Genomic DNA, 14,739 nt, shown 5'->3' with positions numbered 1-14,739 from the left:
ACGAAAGGAAAATACCTAATATTATGAAAAAGTTAACTAATAAAATAAACGCCTGGCTCATCAGCCTTTCTTTAGCGCTAGTACCTCTAGCTATTCCGGTGAGTATTCATGCTCAAACACCAAATATTCAACAAGGCCTTGAACAAGGAAGCTGTTTGAGTACCGATCAGAGCTGTGATGTAAGTGGCGCAGAAGGTACAGTCAATGACATAATAGCTACCGTTATCAATATATTTTCGTTAATAGTAGGTGTTGTTTCGGTTATTATGATAATCGTCGGAGGGCTTAAGTACATCACTTCTGGGGGCGATTCTGGAAACGTCAGTGGAGCAAAAAATACTATTCTTTATGCGATAGTTGGATTAGTGATCGTCGCTCTTGCTCAAGTAATTGTCAAGTTTGTTCTTAATAAAGTTTCAACTACATAGATAGTGGTCACAGTTTCTTAAAAAAATAACCCTAGTTTTAGGGTTATTTTTAAAATGGCATACTTACATTTGATATGTAGTATTTATTGAATCTGGATCTTTTTAACGGTATCTTGTTTTACTTTAGTGAAAGAAATAGTCAATACACCATCTTTTAGGACTGCCTCAATTTCATCTTCTTTTACGGCAATTGGTAATGCTAGGCTACGAGAAAACTCTCCCCAATAACATTCTTGCACAAAATAATTAATTACATCATCTTCATTCCCTGCTGATAATGTTCCACGGATGCTCAGTGTATTGTCTGCAATACTGACATCAAGATCGTGCTTGTTTACACCGGCCGTCCTAGCCTTAACCACAAGTTTTTCTTTAGTCTCAAAAACGTCTACTGCTAGCTGTCCAGGAACAGCTTCCTCTTCATCCCATTCATCCTGAGCAGGTAATGGTGTTTGGTTTTGTTGTGGATCTTGATCCGTGTCTTGTTCTTGAATAACCGCAGTTTCTTCAAATTCATCCTCACCCAAGAATGCGGCAGTAAGCTCATCTTCCATCAACAAATCATCATCTCGTTGCTTACGCGCCATAGTTGTTACCCTCCACTATGTGTACTATTATTAACTAACTATCTTTTTAGATTTTTGTCTTATCTAGAAGTATAGACTACAATAAGTGCTTAAGGCAAATTCGTAACATATATTTACAACACAATAATGACAACAACTATATTAACCAGGATATTAGATTTTATAGCTCCAGAGGTATGCCTAGAGTGTAATAGTGAGGGAATAATTTGGTGCGATAATTGTAGGTTACAATACGATCCCTTGCCTAGTAGATGTTTCTTGTGTCACTCAATTACAAAAGACCACAAAGTATGTATAAAGTGTCGCAAAAACACAAAACTAAATGCGGTGTATGTTTATGGTGAGTACAAAGACATCAATCAGCAACTAATCAAAGCATTTAAATTTGGCTATAAACGTCATGTTGGTTTGCCAATTGCCAAGTCGATGGCCAACATTCTTCCCTACTACCCATCTTCAGAAGAGGTATTCCTGGTGCCGATACCTACAATACCCTCTCATATTCGTCAGCGTGGTTTTGATCAGACTGTAATATTGGCTAATGAATTGTCGAAGCAAACCGGACTTAAGGTCGAGAATATTCTAAGGAGAACAACCAACATTCACCAAGTCGGGTCAAATAGATCGTTGAGAAAACAGCAAATAAAGGGATCTTTCAGATATAAATCGGGTGATGGTGATACGCCAAGCCACGTTATATTGGTTGATGATGTGGTCACAACCGGTGCAACACTATCAGAAGCAACCAAGGTATTGAAAGAAAATGGCGTCAGAAAAGTCGATGCTATAGTTTTTTGTTACACAACTTAATTTATTAATGGCTAACCTGTACTATTAAACGGCTATTACTGTGTATACATGCGAATGATGTCTAAATTTCTAATATGGCGGTCGTTTTTGATTGATGTTCGAACTTTCTTTGAGCAAAACCCTGAATGATTGCGCGCTTCGCGCGCAAAACCGAAACGCTCGGGCGGGCAAAAAGGAAGGGGGTTGGGGGGAAGGAATTTTTGCCCGCCCTCGCTTTCCGCCGCCGCCCAATTTCGTGCCAACGAAGTTGGCGCGCCGCTCAAAACAATTTATCAAGGAATACGGGTTGTTACCAGCCCTGATTGTCTGCCACTCATAAAGCCAACGTATTTTTCTAATTCGGGCAATTTCACTTTCAAATCTATCTCTGAAGTAGAGAACAAAATCTTTGTTAGAAATTCAATTTTTACAATTTCATTTCTAAATTCAACTTGGTCTAAATCACCCGAAAGAATAATTTTTTGAAACCTTGAGACAACCTCAAAAAGCTCTTTCGTTAAAATAGATTCAATGTTCTTCACAAAAATTATTCTTTCATCCACATCCGACAGTGCTTTTATTGTCTGCGTACATAAATCAGAATCACCACTTTTTACGATAACAACCTCATACTTGTGCGCCTCTTTAATATCTGAATGGTTCTGGAGATAAAAGACCTTATTTTCTTTGTCAGTGTCTTTTATCTGCTCACTAAATTCTTCCTTAGCCATTGGATATGCGGTGAAAAATAACACCTTTCTTTCGGCTAGGAATAAATTTACGATGGCCGTAACCGAAAAGAGAGATGCGCCAGCGTGGGCCGCTCCATGAATAAGCATGGGCAAATCCGCTTCGTCAAAATTTATAATAGTGTTACCACTTTTTAGAATGATCTCTTTTTTCGGCATAGTTTTTAACCAAGTTTGATTTGATATTTAGGACGTAAATCTATCCAATACTGCTCCGTCTCATGTTTTATTATATTTGCTTCAAGCAGCAGTTTTTCTAACTGCGCCTTTATCTGATTTACCAATGGGAGTAACTTTTCAATCTCCTGTTCAGCAATAAGTTTCTCAACGATTGATATATCATACTGTTTCGTCATTTTTCTAACATCCTGATAGAGGTGCTTATCAAAAGCGGGCCATTTTTTGTTGAGAAGAAGCAGTGTGTTCAGAAAAAGTCTCACAATTTGCATTTTGACCACTTCGCAAAAATATATATCTTTACGAGCTACTGCAATTTCAAGCCGCTCTTTAATCTGAAAAGTAGTTTCGGCAAAGAGCCAGGAAATTTTTTCTTGAAAAATTTCCTCTGGATAGTACAAAAACCTTTCCTGAATTTTGAGAAATCTATCATTTGGGTCTTCTATTACTAATGCTTGAGAGTATTCGCGCAGTAAGTTGTCCTGTTGCCAAGTTGTTAACTCCGACTCGATTTCCTCATAGGTTGTTGGCTTGTGAACTTGGATCGGTTCCTTAATTTCGCGAATATGCTTTTTGTATTCTTTTATCACTGGAAGATACTTTCCAGCTTCTTCGGCGTTTTGGAAAATTATTGCTAAATCAATATCACTGTATTGATCGTAATTTTGTGTCGCCACAGAACCAGTTGCAACAATGGAAACACTGTCTTTGAGTTCAGGAAATTTCGAATAAAAATCTTGCTCCACAAAATTACGAACCAAATCCGCAATACCTCTTTTATCCAATTTGTAAAAATTTTCAATCATAATTATTTCAATAATTCATCAGGCGCAATCCCTAGGGCTTTAGCGACCTTATGAACAGTTAAAAGCGAAGGATTGCGCCTTCCGCGCTCTAAGCCACTAATATACGACCGGTGGACGCCTAAAGTTCTTGCCATATCGCCTTGTGATAACTTCTTTTTTAAGCGCATCTCTCTTAATTTTTTGCCGAATTGCAAAACTTCGTTTTTCATAAAGGTTTGTCCACTTGCATTGATTTTATCAAATGTTGTATGATTGGTCTATGGATAGCAATTATTCAACTTCTTTAGGGAGTAACATCGTTGTGTGCGCACGGGTGGGCGGGGCAAACACAACTCCACTTTTGGCGGCGCATTTTGCAAAGCAAAATACGAAATTTGGCGGAGAGGGTGGGATTCGAACCCACGGTACCGTTGCCGGCACGACGGTTTTCAAGACCGTTTCCTTCAACCACTCGGACACCTCTCCTGGTGTATGTTAATGGCGGAGAGAGAGGGATTCGAACCCTCGCGGGAGATCTCTCCCCCCTAACGATTTAGCAAACCGTCCCCTTCAGCCACTTGGGTACCTCTCCGGTCGCCACTAACAGAGGTAAATTATATCATCTATAAGTATCGTAATCAAAGTTTTTAGCTATTCACCACCGATATTTTATTATTTGTTGAATAACTAGTAGAATATATACAAATGGAACATCAAGATTATTCGCGAACATCAAAAATTAAACTATTCATTACTCAATTTTTATTACCAAGTCCTATCGAGCTAATTCCATATTTTTTCGCCAGCTTATTAGTGTTGGGTGTAGCTAGTAATAGAACACTACTAGTTATACTAGCCGATGGTAGTCCAGTCACTCCATTGTCTGTTGGTGAGGTTTTTGGGCAACGGCTTGAATATATATCAAGTTTGCTCGCCATACCAATACTAGGTAGGGTGGTGCTATTTATATTCTGGTTGGGAATCGGGAGCGTTGTATATATGGGTATTTGGGTGTTTCAGAATATGGCAATTGAAGTTTACGACGATGTCGTGACCGCTAAACTAAAAAAATCACCTGCCCAACAAAAAGATGAAGGTGATACAGAAGGTTGGTGGGGCACTACATTGTCTCATACACTGTTTTTCTGCTCTAGCATATTACTTTTCTTGTTTTATACGTTATTCGCCTTAAACATACTAATTCCAGCGTGGTCTACATTGTTTCAATTAGGACTACAGTCATTAAGCGAGGTTGGTAGCATATTCAAGCTATTAATAGCGATATTTGGAACAATAGTGACACTACATATATTTATTCTCTTTTACAAGCTATTTATGCGACTTAAGAATTTTATATTCAATAATTACTACTAACATCGCTGTGTGTCATGATAGAATATGCTTATGCCACCCGAGGTTCAGAATACAAATCAACCACCAACTAATTGGCAGTATAACTCAGCTCAGCCAGGATCGGACGGGTCTCAGTTTTCTCAGCCCATAGCTTCACAAACTCAACCTAATACGCAGATATCTTGGACAGCATCTGAATTCATTGCATACCAAAAAAATAAATCATGGTATGTTCTGGCCGTTGCGGGAGTAATTTTAGTAGCTGGACTTATTTTCTTAGTAACAAAAGATACAATATCTACAATAGTGACAATAGCTTTAGGCGTGCTATTTATTGTATTTGCTTCAAGGAAGCCAAGGGTATTGAATTATGAGATATCTGATAAAGGCATCCGAATCGGAGATAAATTACACTTGTACAGAACTATGAAGTCTTTTGCAGTTATAGAAGAAGGAACCATAAGATCAATAGATATCCTTCCTATGCAACGATTCATGCCCGCGATAAGTATGTATTATGACCCTAAGGACGAAGATGTAATTATCTCTTCGTTGGGTAAGTTTTTACCCCAAGAAAACCGTGAGCAGCCATTAATCGATAAGTTAATGCACAAAATTAGGTTCTAGCTTAAAATCCAAACTCAAAAACCCTTCACTGTATTGATTTAATATTTATACTGGCTAAGCGTAAAGATTCGTGTTCTGCGTTATGTGTATATCAAAGACACGTAGTTATAGTCAAACACCTGAAAGATATCGTCTATTATTTTGGATAAATCTAAATTTACTTGCCATAGTTTGCAAGGAATATAGCAAGGTCAACAATATCAACAGACCCCTTCTTATCTAGGTCGTATAGTGGATTTGCCTTTTTCCAATTTGCTAGCAGTCCTGCTAGGTCATCTAGGTATACTTTGCCATCTTGATTGAAGTCCCCGATCTTTTGAGCGAGAGTTGTTGCATTTACGCTGACTTGAGCGGACTTATTGCCTCCTGCGTCGATTGCAACTACAGAATACGAATAGCTTGTCCCTGGAGTAAGGTTGTTGTCTGTAAATGATGTTCCTGCTACGGTATTTATTACCGTACCATTTCTACTAACTTGGTACCCCGTTACTCCAACATTGTCAGAGCTAGCATTCCAAGCCAGATTGACACTATTCATGGTGACCGATTTAACATTAAGATTTGTTGGGGCTGAAGGAGGTGTTTTGTCGGTATTTTGAACCGTGACATTAGATGGTGTACTAGTAGAAGTGTTCGAGGGGTTGGCGTTATCATAGGCTTTTGCTGTGATACTATATGAACCATCGGCGTACTTTCCATCATTAGTATTCCAGGATACTTGATAAGGGCTTGTATTATCTGAACCAATAAGGGTTGACCCAGCATAGAACTCTACTCTATTTAATCCAGAACCGCCACTATCAGAAGCAGTTGCACTTAACGTAACAACACCTTTTAGTGGACTTGATGGTACAGTTAGGGCGACTGTTGGTGGTGTCTTGTCGGCAATAGAAACCGTAGTGATTGCAGATTGGCCAGTATTACCGTATGAATCACTAGCTAGAACTTGGATAGTATGGTTGCCAATACTTAACCCAGTCGTATTCCATTGAAAGATGTAGGTTGGACTGGTTATATTTGGAGCCAAAACAGTTTTGCCATCAATACGTATATCTAGTCTTGTTGCGCCAGTTGCATCTGTAGTATTGATATTTATAGGAACAGTAGAATTGCTAGACAGAACTTGATTATTTGATGTACCCGTCACCGATACAGTTGGCGGAGTGGCATCGACAACTACGTTTGCGCCTTGGGTTCGACCACTTCCTGTAATAATGTTTTGATAAGTTGTGGCGTTAAGTACAGAAGTTTCATTTGCAACAATAGCAAGATTAGCGGTTCCAGACGAAGTTTTTGTTGTAAAGACTAAAGTAGTTATTAGTTGGTCGCCTGTTAAATTGCTGGTACCAGCGTTAATACCTCGACTTAGGACGACTTTTCCGCTCGTAATTACAGGGTCAGGTTTAGTCAAAAATAAACTTCCGGTGTCATCAAACGAATTAAACTCTATCAAGTTTGCAGGGTATGTAATAGCAACCTCGGTTGCGTTTATTGCGGCTGTTCCGCTGTTTTCTCTAACTTGAATTCTTACTTGCTTACCAGGGCCATTGGCGGTATTTTCTGGAGTTAAATATACGGAGGGAGGATTTGGGACCGCAGCATAGCTTTGTAGCAGGATAACACAGCCAACAATCCCAACCAGTAACGTAACAATAATGAAAGGTGTTCGTTTTTTAAAGTGTGAACCTGGCTGGGTATTCATGAACTTGTCTCCTAGTTTTCTATTTGTAGGGTTGCCCCTGATGTTTCATTTAGAATATTTTGTGGATCATCTGATAAGGTTAGGACTTTTGAATCATCAGAAAATGTTAGGTTTCCTTGTCCGGAGGATGTTTTTGTTTTTAAATTGACCTTTCCGACTAAAACTTTTCCTGATACACCATCTATTTGTCCTCGTGCAATGGTTACAATTCCATTTTGTCCTGTTGCCTCTGCATTAATTGAAAATGCACTTTCAGAGTCATCAATACTAACAAAGTCATATTGATCGACTGGGTAGTTAAGAATAGCCTCTACGGTACTAACCTTTTGATTGCCGGTATCTAGCCAAATGGAGAATGTTACAACCTCGCCACTCTTGCTTGTCATGATACTAGGATCTGTTGAAAGTTCCGCGGTTTTATTAATTGTTTGTTCTGTAGCGCTGGTTTGACTGTTGTCGGTCTGTTGAGGACGATTGCCAATCTTATTAAACGCATAAACAGCCACAATAATTATAGCTACCAAGAGAACCAATAAAATAACAACTATTGGCATCCGATTCTGTTTTGGTGTTTGTTGCTGGTTTTGATTATCCATAATTATTTCTTGATTGCTATTTACAGTAATTGTCTCGCAGTATTTTCCGTTTGTCAATACAAGTTATGGTTAAAATAATGAGAATAATACTCGATGTTATGGTAAATACTAATTGGTACAGCATACTAGAGCAGGTTAGGTCACTGTTCCTTGCTTATAATGGCTCAAACGCCCTATAAAACACTACCCACCACGCTTACCTATATACTTTGCTTAAAATTACTCATCAACCTCGTAGTTCTGACGGCCATTCTTTATGTTTTTCTCAGCTCTTTCACGAGCCTTTGGTGAAGGTATGTATGCGGTTCCGTTTATTTCTTGTTGTCGTGCTACAAGCTCTGATAATCCTTCTCGCAACGTTTTGACGCCGCCTTCTTTTGAGTCAACTTCAATAAAACACCATTCAAGAGCCTTTGTGTGATTCCCAGCCTTTTCTTCTTCAATAGCCCATTTAGCACGATTTCTGACAGATGTAAGATTTGAAAGTGCTTCGGTCTTCTTTGCGTCAGTACTGCAAGGCTCAATATATCCTGCGATTCCTACAGGGTCTTGCATTAACGCCAGCTCGTCATTAACGAGCCTATTGAGCGTATTGTGTACGTCTTCTGCGTAAGATATGAATGTTTCATCATCGCAATGCTTTGCTGTCCTCATCTCAAGATAAAACGAAGATATAGGGATATTATGTGCATATTTAATATCTTTGATTAAGCGAATAACGTGTTTAACTTTCTTATCCAACCTGTTGTTCACGCCATTAACGTAGGCTATATGTGCTGACGGTGTTGCAATTTGCCAATCACCATCAAAATCTGGGATTTTGTAAACGTTATAGCGGTAATCAGTCTGATACTTATAATATCCAGGTGTGATTTCAATGGTCTTGTTCCCACTAAAGGCACAGACCACAGATGGTGTTCTGATGTATATTCCGCTTTCACCATACCGTTCTTGTAAGGCTTTTTAATAGCCAATAACATATTGTAAGAATTGTCTTTTTGATAAGTGGAAGGTATTGAGGCAAGTACATCTAAGTCGGTGTGGTATCTCACGCCCGTACCACTTCTAAATGAACCTGTTTCCATGGTGAACGTTACATTAAACGAAGACTCAAGCTTCGCTTCAATTGAAGTCCTGTGGGAAGCATAGCCTGTTTTCTCCGAAGCTGTAGGCGTAAGAGTTGATAGTAAATCTACGAAATGTTGGTTTATGATCATAATTAGTACCTAATCTAATTATGCTCTACCGACCAACAGATACAAAGCATAAGCTTTCTACTTTAGAAGCTTAGCCACTCTGAATCTTGAACTGCACCACGATTCTTGATACGGATACCTGGCTCGTCTGTGATTTGCCCAATAGTCTGTGCAGATAGTCCAAAGCTTTCTGCTTCTGCGAGTACTTTTTCTGGTTCAGAAGTGGCAATAACCATACCAGAACCCAAATGCCATTTACCGTATGCTGTTTCGTCGGAGAAGCCTCGCAGCTTTTGCACTTCCGTCATTATGCGTGGTGGCTCAATTGGTGTGTCAATAGTAACGCCGAGTCCTGACGGCTCAAGCATTCGGCCTAGCTTACTTGGCTGCCCACCACCAGTAATGTGTGCCACACCGCTTACCACAGCCTTAGGCTCTTTATCAATGTCATAGCCACCTGTAAGTTCCGATATGAATCGTGAATAAATAATTGATGGTTTCTGTACAAGTTTACCTAATGAAAGTTCGCCGAGTTCTTTAACTACTACGTCTTGCCATTGTGGTCCGTAGTGTTCCAGCATAGCTTTTCTTACGTCTGTAATGCCATTTGAGCGGAAACCGTGTTCAGCAAGACCTACTAGTGAATCGCCAGGCTGAATCTCATGACCCGTAAGTATTCTGTCCTTATGAGCAAACCAAAGTACCGTAGCGCCCCAGTTATAATTGAAATCCCCATAACCACCAACTCTATCCCCAAGTTCGGCAACTTCACCATTAACGACCACTACACCAGCCGCCTTAGCTGCTTCAACATAGCCCTGTGATAGTTGTCTAACTGCCGTTCTAGTGTGTTTTGTGTCATTAAGCTGCCGTACATCTAAGATTGAGCCTATCGCAACTGGTTCAGCTCCCCGAACAACTGCGTCATCACATACCATTGCAAATAAATCGTGTGCTACAACTGAATGGTCATCAAGCCTTTCTGATACTTCAACCTTTGTTCCGACACCATCAAATGCAAGATTAAGATACATATTATCTACGTCTTTAAGCATCGTGCCTGGAATTGCTCGTAGCCCAGAAAATGATTCGTGAAACTCAACAAGCAAGCCTGGTCGGTTGTCGTGGGTTTGCTTTGAAGCTTCATACAGCATTTTAGAAACATCATCACCAAGCTCAATATTTACATCCTGTATCGGTCCTCTTCGTTCAGTCATTACATCTCCTTTGCGTAAGTAACGATATTACTAAAAATTGTGTTTGCTGCGTTTCGTGCAGCTTCTGTGCGTACTCGGTGTGGGTGAAAAGCAGCCACTGAGCGTTCAGGGTGTGGCATCATACCAAGCACTAAGCCACTTGGGTCACAAATTCCTGCAATATCGTCTACTGCACCATTTGGATTTTCAGGATAGCCACTCGGCTGTCCTAAGTCAGGCGTAGTATAACGAAAAACAAACTGTCCGTTTTCTTTTAGCTCCCGAATGTCATCTTCACCACCAAAGAATCTACCTTCACCGTGAGCCGTTTGCATTGGAATTGGTTGTTCTGCAAAATCTTCTGGACTTACAAACTTACACGCTGACCGACCAACTGCTAGGTCAATCCAGCGACACTCAAATCTTCCAACTTCATTATCAGCAAGAGTTACTTGTTGTTCATTCAGCTTGCGATTTGGCAACAAGCCAGTCCTAACAAGCACCTGAAAGCCATTACAGATTCCGATAACAGGCTTACCTTTATCGACAAAATCTTGTAACTGGTCAGATAGATAGGACGTAAGCTCTGTTGCCAGCACCTTACCTGAAGCAATATCATCTCCGTAAGAGAAACCCCCTGGTATTGCTAGAATACCGTACTGGTCAAGCTGACGTTCGCCACTTCGCAGTTGGTTAATATGTACGGTTTCAGGTGTAGCCCCAGCTACTTGAAAAGCATTCGCCATTTCTTCATCACAGTTAATACCGTCCGTCTTTAGTACGCATACTTCTAGGTTGCTCATTTAGTGAAAAATCCCTTTCATAGGTGCTTGCCATGCACGCTTAAGTTCGTCCGTACCTACAGTAAAGACGACTCCATTTTGCTCACGGACCTGAATAGTCTCATCAGTAGTTGTTTGACCAAGCTTTTGGTATGGAACATTGCTGAATAATTCTTGTGCTACTTCATCACTTTCAACTTCCACAACAAAACAGCCAGCCGTTTCATTAAACAGGAACTTATCCATTTCAGAGACTGATACATTATTAGGCTCAAGTTCTACGCCAACATTGCCACCAAAACACATTTCTGCAACAGCCGAGATTACACCACCTTCGCTTATATCGTGACAAGCAAGGACTTTGCCACCGACTATAGCTTGATGTACGGAACCAAGCACTGCTGGTAGTGTTTCTTTATCAACAAGCGGTATATTGTTGCTACTCCCACCAGCAATATCATAATAAGCTGACCCCGCCATTCCTTCGCCTAGATTTCCAACTAAGACAAGGGTTGATCCTGCTTGTTTTATGTCACTTGTCATAGTCTTCTCTACGTCAGGTATGCGACCAAATATAGACATTGTGTAAACGGGCGGAATCTTGATAACTTGTCCGTCTTTGCCTCGGTAGGTTGATGAGAGACTGTCTTTGCCTGATATAACAGGAAGCTTCAGCCGTTGCATCATTTCTACAGCAGCGTCAACAGAACGGTCTAGTGAACCCATAGCTTCTTCATCTGGGAACGGCCAAATGTAGTTACCAACTGCTGCTGCTTCATCAATGTTGCCGCCAGCAGAAACATAATTTGCTGCAGCCTCAGCAATAGCCCAGACTGTTCCTTCAAATGGGTCTAACCTATTAAGTATTGGGTTCATCCCGTGGGATTGAACAACACCATAAGGCTTATCAAGCATAGGTCGTACGACCAGAGCGTCATTTGGTCCATCTTGCTTTACGCCTCCAAAAGGAGAAACAACATTGCCACCTTGAACCCCGTGGTCATATTGTCTAACTATTGGCTCTTTGGAACAAACATTACCGTGAGAGAGAACAGCCTTAAGCCTATCAACCCACTCTTGTTCGTTTTGTGGAATGTCAGGACTTACTTCAGGTACATCAACTCGTTTCCAATGTGCTTGCATAACACGTTGCGGTAGACCGCCAGACAGGAACTCGTAATCAAGTTCTGCAACATTTTGTTCACCGTAATTCACGGTTAAGGTATAACTCCCATCAAACACACCGAGTACAGTGGATTCAACATTATATTTACGACTAACGGCAAGAAAGTCCTCTATGTTGTCTGGTGAGATTGCCGCAACCATACGTTCTTGTGATTCACTAAGCCAGATTTCCCACGGGGCAAGTCCTGGGTATTTAAGTGGTGCCTTGCTAATATCTACTGTTAAACCGATATTCTCTCCGATTTCACCGATAGCAGATGAGAATCCCGCAGCACCACAGTCGGTTAATGCACGAATATATCCTAAATCTCTTGCTTCAATTAAAGCATCGAACATACGCTTTTCTTCAATTGCGTTTCCAATTTGAACTGCACTTGAATTCACATTAGCTGTACGGTCAGTCATTTCGCCTGACGAGAAGGTAGCACCGTGTATACCGTCACGACCTGTTTTGCCACCAATAATAACAACTAGGTCACCGACCAATGGTTCGCCTTTTTCTGCACGTGACTCTGGCATGATTCCGTATGCTCCTACTATTACAGTAGGCTTGGCTCTAAAATCTTCGTGATAATGTACAGAGCCGTTTCCCGTTGGAATGCCCATACGATTACCATAGTCTCGCACTCCTTGAACAACTCGTCTTTGTAGGTAATCGGGGCGCAAGGTGCCAGAAGGCAAAAGACTCTCGTCAAGGTCTGGCGGAGCAAAACAAAACATATCAGTAGAAATGATTGTCTTAGCACCCTGACCAGTTCCCATTATGTCACGGAACACACCACCACTACCCGTCATTGCACCACCGTACGGCTCAATAGCTGACGGGCTGTTGTGTGTCTCAACCTTGCCACAAATAGCTTGACCCTCATAAAATTTCATAACACCTGAATTATCACCAAATGCTGATACTACTAAATCACCGAACTGCTCTTTAGCCGCATTCTTAATACGTGTGTAGAGCGGTTCTTTCTCAACGCCATCAACTACAACTTTTGCATTGAACGTCTTATGACCACAATGCTCACTCCAACGTGCAGCAATAATTTCAAGCTCTGCATCAGTTGGATCACGGTCAAGCTTTCGGAAATGCTTCTGAACGACACCCATCTCCTCATCATTAAGAAATAACTTGTCCTTTGATAGCTCTGCTAACTCTGGCTCTGAAGCCTCTCTAATAGGAACTATGCTGATAGGTCCAACATTCCCCTCAAAAGTTAGAGACGATGGTTTTTCAGTAACAACATGTTCAACTGTTTTGTTCATTAGTAATCGTCCAACCACTTCGTCGACTTGAGTTGGCTCTACATCTCCGAAAAACGCATACTCCCTTGAAGAATCAACGGCTTGTTGGCTAATCCCAAGGTCTTGAGCGGCTTTCATGATTGAAGATGCTTCTGGGTTCATCACACCAGGCTTATATGCCACTTCTACAACGTGAGGAGTCTCGAAACCTACTGGTTCGTCAAGACTGTATTGCTCACTCACAGGGTCTGTGAGCAATTGTCCCGCTAACGTGTGTGCTTCTTCTTCGCTCACACCCTGAACACGATATACTTTCGCTGTGCGAATTGATTCTATGCTGTCTAAGCCAAGTGTGCGTTCCGCTTCTTGCTGTGCTTCGTGTCCAATTGGGTCGCCCTCGATAGGTGTGACTCTAATCTCATGAATTGCCAAGATAACCTCCTTGTTCCTGCAGGAACTTACCTATAACGTATGGCAATGCTGCCTTTTCTACTACTTGAACTCTATCAAACAAACTCTGTGCAGTATCGCCTTCAATAACTTCCACAGGGTGTTCAGCAATCTTTGGACCCCTATCTATTCCATCTGCCACAAGATGTACTGTGTGACGTGAAGCAGACATGCCAAGCTCTAGTACTTGTTCAGAAGTGTGTATGCCGTACGTGTCTTCTGTTTCTGGCAGTGGACCTGGGTGTGTGTTAGTCATTCTTGCTTGATAGATAGAACTGTAAATTGGTTGCCAGCCGTACTCCTCAATGAGTTCACCGCGAACCATCTTCATATAACCCATAAGAGCTACGTGAGCAAAGCCACCGTTACTGATACGCTCGCATATAGCAGATGACTCGCTAAGTGTTTGTCCACGCCCCACGTTGCCATCGGGGTGCGTACGACCACTTATTTCTATAGTTTCAACATCAAGCCCATAGAGTGCATTTAACCTAGAAGCCCTAGCAAATATTCCTGCCTTTTCTGGTGGGTTATTGCATACTATTAGACCGACTTCTGCATCAACACGACCATCTTGAGTAGCGTGGATAAATGTCTCGGCTGTAGAGCCACTTCCTGAGGCTAATATAGCAATAGTTGGTTTGTGTAGGCTCTCACTCATATTCTTAAGTGTAAATTATAAACACTTGTTACGGGAAACCAAAGCATAAGCTTGTCAATGAGTAAAATGATGTCAAAGTACTTCTTATTTTCCACACGGTACTTTATTCAACTTTTGCCTTAAAACCTCACCTACGACCCCTGGAACGCTTACAGAGGGCACTATATCCCGTTCACCTAAATGGGTTGATTTTGACTACGTATCGTTACGCATTATTTTTTCAGATTTTTGACC

At 41.0% G+C, this 14,739-nt stretch carries 15 protein-coding genes and 2 tRNA genes; 4 read left to right on the top strand and 13 right to left on the bottom strand.

From position 1 onward, the window contains the following. The first annotated feature begins 23 nt into the window (after positions 1–23). Positions 24–428 carry a hypothetical protein gene (locus H6793_01740; GenBank protein USN95864.1) on the top strand — a complete coding sequence of 135 codons (405 nt, stop codon included), beginning with the start codon at positions 24–26 and terminating at the stop codon, positions 426–428. Between the two features lie 83 nt (positions 429–511). Here the strand turns inward: H6793_01740 and H6793_01735 are convergent, their stop codons facing one another. Further along, positions 512–1,015 carry an Hsp20/alpha crystallin family protein gene (locus H6793_01735; protein ID USN95863.1) on the bottom strand — a complete coding sequence of 168 codons (504 nt, stop codon included), beginning with the start codon at positions 1,013–1,015 and terminating at the stop codon, positions 512–514. A gap of 327 nt (positions 1,016–1,342) precedes the next feature. Here H6793_01735 and H6793_01730 point away from each other — a divergent pair, with 327 nt between their 5' ends. Then, positions 1,343–1,825, top strand: a complete 483-nt coding sequence (locus tag H6793_01730) for a ComF family protein (GenBank protein ID USN95862.1) — start codon at positions 1,343–1,345, stop codon at positions 1,823–1,825. Between the two features lie 272 nt (positions 1,826–2,097). Here H6793_01730 and H6793_01725 read toward each other — a convergent pair whose 3' ends face one another. From H6793_01725 to H6793_01705, 5 genes are all read right to left on the bottom strand, one after another. After that, positions 2,098–2,712 (bottom strand): hypothetical protein, encoded by a 615-nt coding sequence (locus H6793_01725; protein USN95861.1) that lies wholly within the window; start codon positions 2,710–2,712, stop codon positions 2,098–2,100. Positions 2,713–2,717: 5 nt separating this feature from the next. Next, a complete protein-coding gene (locus tag H6793_01720) occupies positions 2,718–3,536 on the bottom strand; it encodes a DUF4037 domain-containing protein (GenBank protein USN95860.1) in 819 nt (272 codons plus the stop codon). A 2-nt stretch (positions 3,537–3,538) separates the two neighbouring features. Then, positions 3,539–3,745, bottom strand: a complete 207-nt coding sequence (locus tag H6793_01715) for a helix-turn-helix transcriptional regulator (protein USN95859.1) — start codon at positions 3,743–3,745, stop codon at positions 3,539–3,541. Between the two features lie 166 nt (positions 3,746–3,911). Then, positions 3,912–4,001 (bottom strand) — tRNA-Ser (locus H6793_01710). A gap of 13 nt (positions 4,002–4,014) precedes the next feature. Next, positions 4,015–4,107, bottom strand: a tRNA-Ser gene (locus H6793_01705). Positions 4,108–4,220: 113 nt separating this feature from the next. Here H6793_01705 and H6793_01700 point away from each other — a divergent pair. Beyond that, positions 4,221–4,889: a hypothetical protein gene (locus H6793_01700; protein ID USN95858.1), complete on the top strand. Its 669-nt coding sequence runs from the start codon at positions 4,221–4,223 to the stop codon at positions 4,887–4,889. Positions 4,890–4,919: 30 nt separating this feature from the next. Next, positions 4,920–5,495 (top strand): hypothetical protein, encoded by a 576-nt coding sequence (locus H6793_01695; GenBank protein ID USN95857.1) that lies wholly within the window; start codon positions 4,920–4,922, stop codon positions 5,493–5,495. A gap of 157 nt (positions 5,496–5,652) precedes the next feature. On the opposite strand, the gene H6793_01690 is transcribed toward H6793_01695, so the two are convergent. From H6793_01690 to H6793_01660, 7 genes are all read right to left on the bottom strand, one after another. Further along, a complete protein-coding gene (locus tag H6793_01690) occupies positions 5,653–7,197 on the bottom strand; it encodes a fibronectin type III domain-containing protein (protein USN95856.1) in 1,545 nt (514 codons plus the stop codon). Between the two features lie 11 nt (positions 7,198–7,208). Then, positions 7,209–7,793 (bottom strand): hypothetical protein, encoded by a 585-nt coding sequence (locus tag H6793_01685; GenBank protein ID USN95855.1) that lies wholly within the window; start codon positions 7,791–7,793, stop codon positions 7,209–7,211. Positions 7,794–8,012: 219 nt separating this feature from the next. Further along, positions 8,013–8,702, bottom strand: a complete 690-nt coding sequence (locus tag H6793_01680; protein ID USN95854.1) for a hypothetical protein — start codon at positions 8,700–8,702, stop codon at positions 8,013–8,015. A gap of 370 nt (positions 8,703–9,072) precedes the next feature. Then, on the bottom strand, positions 9,073–10,206 hold the full coding sequence (locus tag H6793_01675) for a hypothetical protein (protein ID USN95853.1): 1,134 nt from the start codon (positions 10,204–10,206) through the stop codon (positions 9,073–9,075). Then, positions 10,206–10,988 (bottom strand): phosphoribosylformylglycinamidine synthase I, encoded by a 783-nt coding sequence (gene purQ, locus H6793_01670; protein USN95852.1) that lies wholly within the window; start codon positions 10,986–10,988, stop codon positions 10,206–10,208. The genes H6793_01675 and purQ overlap by 1 nt, the downstream gene beginning before the upstream one ends. Beyond that, entirely contained in the window at positions 10,989–13,826 is a 2,838-nt protein-coding gene (gene purL / locus H6793_01665; protein ID USN95851.1) for a phosphoribosylformylglycinamidine synthase subunit PurL, read from the bottom strand. Next, positions 13,813–14,505: a hypothetical protein gene (locus H6793_01660; protein ID USN95850.1), complete on the bottom strand. Its 693-nt coding sequence runs from the start codon at positions 14,503–14,505 to the stop codon at positions 13,813–13,815. The genes purL and H6793_01660 overlap by 14 nt, the downstream gene beginning before the upstream one ends. Positions 14,506–14,739 lie beyond the last annotated feature (234 nt).

It is taken from the genome of Candidatus Nomurabacteria bacterium (assembly GCA_023898625.1).
Classification (GTDB): Bacteria; Patescibacteriota; Saccharimonadia; order Saccharimonadales; family JAGQNJ01; genus HK-STAS-PATE-36.
This window is presented reverse-complemented; position numbering and strand designations above follow the sequence as displayed.

Coding starts and splice junctions, on each gene's coding strand:
- H6793_01740 (USN95864.1), top strand. CDS start 24: ATGAAAAAGTTAACTAATAAAATAAACGCCTGGCTCATCAGCCTTTCT.
- H6793_01735 (USN95863.1), bottom strand. CDS start 1,015: ATGGCGCGTAAGCAACGAGATGATGATTTGTTGATGGAAGATGAGCTT.
- H6793_01725 (USN95861.1), bottom strand. CDS start 2,712: ATGCCGAAAAAAGAGATCATTCTAAAAAGTGGTAACACTATTATAAAT.
- H6793_01720 (USN95860.1), bottom strand. CDS start 3,536: ATGATTGAAAATTTTTACAAATTGGATAAAAGAGGTATTGCGGATTTG.
- H6793_01715 (USN95859.1), bottom strand. CDS start 3,745: ATGAAAAACGAAGTTTTGCAATTCGGCAAAAAATTAAGAGAGATGCGC.
- H6793_01700 (USN95858.1), top strand. CDS start 4,221: ATGGAACATCAAGATTATTCGCGAACATCAAAAATTAAACTATTCATT.
- H6793_01695 (USN95857.1), top strand. CDS start 4,920: ATGCCACCCGAGGTTCAGAATACAAATCAACCACCAACTAATTGGCAG.
- H6793_01690 (USN95856.1), bottom strand. CDS start 7,197: ATGAATACCCAGCCAGGTTCACACTTTAAAAAACGAACACCTTTCATT.
- H6793_01685 (USN95855.1), bottom strand. CDS start 7,793: ATGGATAATCAAAACCAGCAACAAACACCAAAACAGAATCGGATGCCA.
- H6793_01675 (USN95853.1), bottom strand. CDS start 10,206: ATGACTGAACGAAGAGGACCGATACAGGATGTAAATATTGAGCTTGGT.
- purQ (USN95852.1), bottom strand. CDS start 10,988: ATGAGCAACCTAGAAGTATGCGTACTAAAGACGGACGGTATTAACTGT.
- H6793_01660 (USN95850.1), bottom strand. CDS start 14,505: ATGAGTGAGAGCCTACACAAACCAACTATTGCTATATTAGCCTCAGGA.